Source organism: Caldisalinibacter kiritimatiensis (assembly GCF_000387765.1).
GTDB lineage: Bacteria > Bacillota > Clostridia > Tissierellales > Caldisalinibacteraceae > Caldisalinibacter > Caldisalinibacter kiritimatiensis.
Genome location: NZ_ARZA01000237.1, coordinates 1 through 6,569, shown reverse-complemented (window position 1 = coordinate 6,569; position 6,569 = coordinate 1). Strand labels below are relative to the sequence as shown.

The following is a 6,569-nucleotide window of genomic DNA, read 5'->3' as shown; positions in this document are numbered from 1 at the left end:
ATTTTAGAGTATATCCAATCTTTGCTCTAACTTTTCATAATTCTTTTTACACTACCTTTTATCTTCAGTAATAGTATATATAAAATTATACCGTAAAGTAAAGAATATACTATCCTTAATCCTATAACATTACATCATAAAAGGATAGCATCATTGCTATCCTTTTATAAATCATAATATAATTCAAACTCTTTTGGATGAGGTACATTATTAACTTTTCTTGCTTCTTCTCTTATTCTACTAATTTGGTCCTGTATTAACCCCTTAGTAAATACCCCTCCTGCTAATAAAAACTCATGGTCTTTTTCTAAAGCATCTGCTGCTTCTTCTAATGATTTTGGTAAGCTCTTTATTTTACTTCTTTCTTCTTCTGGTAAATTGAATATATTTATATCATATGGACCAAATCCTTGTTCAGCTGGGTCAATCTTATTGATTACACCATCTAACCCAGCCATTAATATTGCTGCAAAAGCAAGGTATGGATTTGCTGTTGCATCGGAAGGTCTAAATTCAAATCTTTTCTTTTCTGGTGTTTTAGCATATCCAGGTATTCTAATTACAGAACTTCTATTTGCAGTAGCAAAACATATGCTAACTGGAGCTTCATATCCAGGAACTAATCTTTTATATGAATTTGTACTTGGATTTGTAAAAGCTAAAAGTGCTGGTGCATGCTTTAATATACCTCCTATATAATATAATGCAATATCACTTAATTGTGAATAACCATCTTGATCATAAAATATAGGTTGTCCATCTTTAAATAATTGCATATGTATATGCATCCCATTTCCTGCTTCTCCATATATAGGTTTAGGCATAAATGTTACCGTTTTCCCTTCTTGTATAGCTAAATTCTTTACTATGTATTTTAATTTCAATGTATTATCTGCCATCTCTTTCAATCTACCAAATTGTGTTTCAAGCTCTACCTGACCTGCTCCACCTACTTCATGATGATGATATTTAATTTTTATTCCTACATCTTCTAATAGTCGTGTCGCTTTAGACCTAAAATCATTAGTTATATCTTTAGGTATATCTACATGATATCCTTTTTGAAACTGTACTTTATAACCTAAATTTTGATAATCATTTATTCCTGTATTCCAATATGCTTGTCTAGTATCTAAAGAAACTTGTTGATGATATGGCTTATTGTTATATGCCACATGGTCAAATACATAAAATTCAAATTCAGGACCTATAATATTTTCATCTGCAATACCTGTTTCTATAAGATAACTTTCTGCTTTCTCTGCTATGTACCTAGGATCACCTTCAAATCTTTTATTTTCACCATCAGTTTCATATATATTAGCTATCATCGTTAGAGTTGGTATTTGGCAAAATGGGTCTATAAACGCAGTAGTTATATCTGGCTTAAAAATCATGTCAGACTTTTCTACGGTCAAGAAACCATAACTTGAACCATCAAACCCAATACCGTTTTCAATTATACTTTCGTTAAATCTTTCTGCTGGTATAGAAAGATGATGCCATCTGCCAGCTAAATCTACAACTTTAAAATCAATAATTTTAATTTTTTTGTTTTCGCAAAATTCCTTTACCTCTTTTACATTATTAAACATGAAATCACCCCTTTTCCTTTTTATAACTGTAGTTTTATAATATGTCAAAGTCAAAATATTGTCAATATTTCACTAAAAGTAAATATACTTACTTAAACAAAAAACCCCTAACTTAGGGGTTAAAATGCCTTTTTAAACTTCAAATTTTTCAAATCACTATATATAATTTTATCAATTGCTTCTTCTACATAATAAACTAGATTTTTTTGCTTTAAGTTCCTTATATTTACCCACATATATTCTGAATGCTCATTACTCAAAACTACTTCCCCTGATAAATAATTACATAAGTATACAACGGTTATATATTGTTTCTTTTTCTCTGAATTTATCCCTGAACTTGTACTTATGACACCTGCTAAATCTATCTGTAAAGACGTTTCTTCATTAACTTCCCTAACTAAGCTTTCTTGTAAAGACTCTCCAAATTCTAACTTTCCACCTGGAATATCCCAATACCCTGCTGCAAAAGAAGTATTATTTCGCTTTAATATCAAGACATCATTTCCTTTTGTAATCAATGCCTTAGTAATTATTCTAAACATTAACATCTTTCCCTTCAACTTTTCATACGTTTTTAATTACTATTGTTTTTTTCATTGTTAGTATCAGAACTTGTATTAATAGCTTTTCCAAATTCTACTATAAAATTCTTTTTATTAATTAAAACTTCTTTAATTGAGCCAATAAATTGTTTATCATATACATCTTTCACTGAGGCATAAAGTGGGTTTTCTTTTATCTCATCCCATCCCTCTCTTAGGATTATTTCAGCTTTATCAAACTTTTTCATATATTTCATTATATATGCTCTATTTAGTATATTTTTAATTCTAATATCTAAAACATCCAATTCACTTAAACTATCTTCTTTTTTATTCTCTAATTGTTTTTCTTCTGAATCAACCTGTGATTCAGTTGATTCTTTATTAGCATCCTTATTTAAATCATGAGCTTCATTAGTTTCTTCCTGGGCACTATCTTTACTCTCGCTATTACTTTGTTCAATTTCCTCTTCTATTATGTTGTTTTCTTTATCTTTTTCATCATCTACATTATTAGAAGTATTATCTTCCTGTTTTGTATTAAGTTCCTCAACTTTTTGTTCTTCACCTTGTTTATTTACTTCCTTTTCATTAGTTTTTATAACTTTTTCTTCTTGTTCTATTATTTTCTCTTGTTCTATCTCTTGTTCAACAATCTGAAGCAACTTATCTAATTGATTTGTCTTAATATATAGCTTATACCTTATAAATTTAATGTCTTCTTTAACTTTATCATCTTGAGTCATCTCATACCATTTTTCTAAACCTTCAAATATCTTTTCCTGTTCTATATTGTAGTTAAGACTTTCTTTGAAGATCTTAGTTGATTCATAATCGCTTATATCATCTCTTTTAATATATTCATTAATTAATTCTTTATATAAATTATCTTTTTCTTCTTGTGTCAATTCTCCATAATTTATAAGATAATAGTTAATACCAACAATGTTATGATACCCAGACTCTTTTAATTGTCTAAGGGTTTTTAATGGCTCAGAATCATAAAAATGTTTATCTTCAGGGAATATATATTCAGCAAAGGATTTATATTCTATTGTATTCTTTGCTTTAATATATTTTTGGTCATTTTCACTTAAATTGTTATAATCATAGTTACCAAATAAAGTTAACTTCTCTTTTTCGTAATCGTTTATGAACTGTATGTGCTGTAGATACTTTCCTTTTAAATATTCCATATCAAAATATAACCTTTTTATAATAGTAGCCGACTCAGCTCTAGTAATATTCTGTTTAGGTCTAAATGTATTATCTTCATATCCAGTTATTATACCATTATCAACTAATTTTCGTATTTCATTATAATACTTATAATCTTCATCTATATCAGTAATTTTTTTATTTACATTTGATATACTAGGTGAAGAGAAATAGCTTGATAATACTGCTGCTTCTTCCCTTGTTATATCTTTATTGGGAGCAAAATTCCTACCAGGTAAAACATCTTGAAACTTATAATTATCTTTTGCATTGTTTATATATTCTCCTACTTTTACAACATATCTGTACCACCATTCTTCACCATTAATATCTGAATATCCAAAAGTTTGTACTTTATTAAGCTCCTTTTCATTTGATTGATATTCTTGATTATTTTCATCATCAACATTTTGCTCTATTTTTTCATACTCTGCATCTATTTGTAGAAGTCCTTGTATCTCTGCTGTACGACATAATATTTTTATAAACTCAGCCCTACTTATATTTTCATCGGGTCTAAAAGTATAATCTTCATATCCATTAAATATTTTTAGTTCATTGGTTGCCCAATAAATATAATCTGCTGCCCAGTGGTCAAATACATCATAATAAAATATATCTGCTGAAGCTGTATTTATATTACAAATAATCATAGTTGATACAACTATAAAAGCTATGATTGTTTTTTTCAAATTCACTATTTATTCCCCCTTAACCTAAACAGGCTAATTTACAATATATAAACTTAAAATTACATGCTATAATTTATTATACCACAAAAATAATGCCCCTACACAAATCTAGTGAAGGGGGATTAATCTAATTATCACATTTAATGTATTCATCATTAATACCTAAAGCTAAAGTTTTAATAGCAAATTGATTTAATTTATCTAGTATCAAAAATTTTAACTCTTCCTCGTTATCTATATCTGGATGATAACATACTTCCATCCTCATCAACATGTCATTTACATATTTATCCATATAAAGAGTGTAATATCTAGTTGCTATGTCATTAATCACTTTTAACGAATCACTCTCTTTATAAATTCTGTTTATAATGCCTTTTAATAAATCATCTCTACACTTACTTTTGATTTGACTATTTATCACCTTTTCTTGCTTTTGTAATGTTTTTCCTTTCCTATACATACTCCAAGCTAGCCCTAAATACATAGTACAAAAAACATTTAACAGTTTATAATCGAATATTACTCCTTTATTTTCTATCTCTTTTATATCATCTTTTATAATATCAACTATTGAAGAAATAGCTTTACTACTAAAATTATTAAAAATAAGCATAACGTCATTATCAAACTTATTGTAACATATCCTTTCTGCTAAAACTACTTTATAATCTGTTATTTTAAGAATATCCAATATAATCACTCCTAAGCAGGAACACATTAAACATATTAAGTAAATATAAAATTAATCTTTATTCATCTCTTTATCCCCTATTTCTTTTACATTAAATATTCTGTTTTCAATAGTTACAATCTCTTCACTTCTTATATCATATAGTTTATAAAAATATTCGTTTATATATGTAATTTCTCTTTTTATTTTCATTAAAATCTCTTCTCTATTACAACTAATATTATTTAATTTCTTATAATATTCATTAATACTTTTTACTCTGTTTATTATCTCACTTGTATCAGAGCCTATTCTTATTTTCAAGTTCATTAACTTATTAGGATAATATTCATATAACTTTTCTCCTACTTTCTTAGCTACACACTTAAAATAAAATTCAAATAATGATGAGTTTAAAAAAGCTAATAAATATTCTAAACTTATTATGTTTGTGTATTCTTCCTTAACATTTAAAATATATACATCAGCACTACAAAGAACTTTGTCATAATCAATAATAAATTTATTGTTTTTAGATTTAAATGGAAATATTATTTTGGGTTTTTCAAATAATTTTAGTTCTCTCCCCCATTGAAGTTGATACCATTTCCTAACTCCTTTTATACATTCTCTCCTTTTACTAAGTCTTTCTTTATATGGACTTATATGACTAATCACCTTTGGATAATCTGATAAATCTTTTATTATATCAGTATATAATATATATTTAGACACACTATCTTTTTTATATTTGTGAATATTACTATTCTTTATCCATGGTTTAATTATTTCTTGTTCTAATTGTTCTTTCTCAATAGTTTTTTTATCTACTATAAACGCTTTATCACATCCTGTAATAATACCTTGGTTGCATACACAAATATCTATTAACTTATATTGGCCCTTTTCATTAATCTTATTAAATAGATTCTTTTCTTCACTAGCTAGTAGAACCCAACCATCATTCGCTAGACTACTCTGAGATAATGTAAAAACATTGAAAAAAGTCTTATCATTAATATCAAGATTATCTTTGTTAACCTTTACTCCATCTTTTAATCTATAAATATGAATTTTTTGTTGCTTCAATTCTTCTTTTTTACAACTTATTATTGTAGGACTTATACGTGCTCCTTTGAATACTTTAGAGCCATAAAAATCTACTATGGTTTCAATATTAAATTTATCTTTGATAAAACTTCTTAATCCAATAGCAGATTGTGATTCCTGGAAATATCTAGATGTTATATAAATAAGTCTACCTCTGTTCTCTAATAAATCGTATCCTTTTTTTATGAAGCAATATGACAAATCCGATTTATTCGAATATACATCTTGGTACTTATTCTGTAATTTTTTTCTATATTCTTTATCAATTTTTTTGTGTCCTATATAAGGGGGATTTCCTATTACTAATTGAAATTTACTATTTATTTTACAATCTAAAGTCTTGGTTTCTAATAAAATATCTCCTTGAAATATATTAGGTATTCTTGTTTTTGATGGTTCTTTTATTAACAAAGACAATGTAGTCATATATACTGCAAATTTATCTATGTCAACTCCCCATAAATTATTCTTTAAGATAAATTGATGTACTCCTTTAGCTAACTCATCTTTTATATTAGGATGATTGTTAATAATCTGCTCATAGTTTTTACTTATAATTTCTTTAATTCTGTCATAGGCTTCTATCAAAAAGTAACCTCCACCACACGCTGGGTCAATAATTTTAAAATAAGGATTATATAAGATATCCTCTTCACTAATGCCCTTTGTTACCATATGCTTTACAATGGCTTGTGGTGTATATACTTGACCTAAATATTTTCTTTCTTTAGTCGTA

At 26.9% G+C, this 6,569-nt stretch carries 5 protein-coding genes; all 5 read right to left on the bottom strand.

The genetic code is table 11. The features are described from left to right. Positions 1-164 precede the first annotated feature (164 nt). Positions 165-1,595 carry a type I glutamate--ammonia ligase gene (gene glnA / locus L21TH_RS10830; RefSeq protein ID WP_006315790.1) on the bottom strand — a complete coding sequence of 477 codons (1,431 nt, stop codon included), beginning with the start codon at positions 1,593-1,595 and terminating at the stop codon, positions 165-167. Positions 1,596-1,714: 119 nt separating this feature from the next. Next, positions 1,715-2,140 carry an NUDIX domain-containing protein gene (locus tag L21TH_RS10825; protein WP_006315789.1) on the bottom strand — a complete coding sequence of 142 codons (426 nt, stop codon included), beginning with the start codon at positions 2,138-2,140 and terminating at the stop codon, positions 1,715-1,717. Positions 2,141-2,172: 32 nt separating this feature from the next. After that, positions 2,173-4,056 carry an S-layer homology domain-containing protein gene (locus L21TH_RS10820; protein ID WP_006315788.1) on the bottom strand — a complete coding sequence of 628 codons (1,884 nt, stop codon included), beginning with the start codon at positions 4,054-4,056 and terminating at the stop codon, positions 2,173-2,175. Between the two features lie 121 nt (positions 4,057-4,177). Continuing rightward, a complete protein-coding gene (locus L21TH_RS10815) occupies positions 4,178-4,744 on the bottom strand; it encodes a hypothetical protein (RefSeq protein ID WP_006315787.1) in 567 nt (188 codons plus the stop codon). Between the two features lie 51 nt (positions 4,745-4,795). Further along, a partial coding sequence (locus L21TH_RS10810) for an Eco57I restriction-modification methylase domain-containing protein (protein WP_155848371.1) occupies positions 4,796-6,569 on the bottom strand: 1,774 nt, incomplete at its 5' end.

Coding starts and splice junctions, on each gene's coding strand:
- glnA (WP_006315790.1), bottom strand. CDS start 1,595: ATGTTTAATAATGTAAAAGAGGTAAAGGAATTTTGCGAAAACAAAAAA.
- L21TH_RS10825 (WP_006315789.1), bottom strand. CDS start 2,140: ATGTTTAGAATAATTACTAAGGCATTGATTACAAAAGGAAATGATGTC.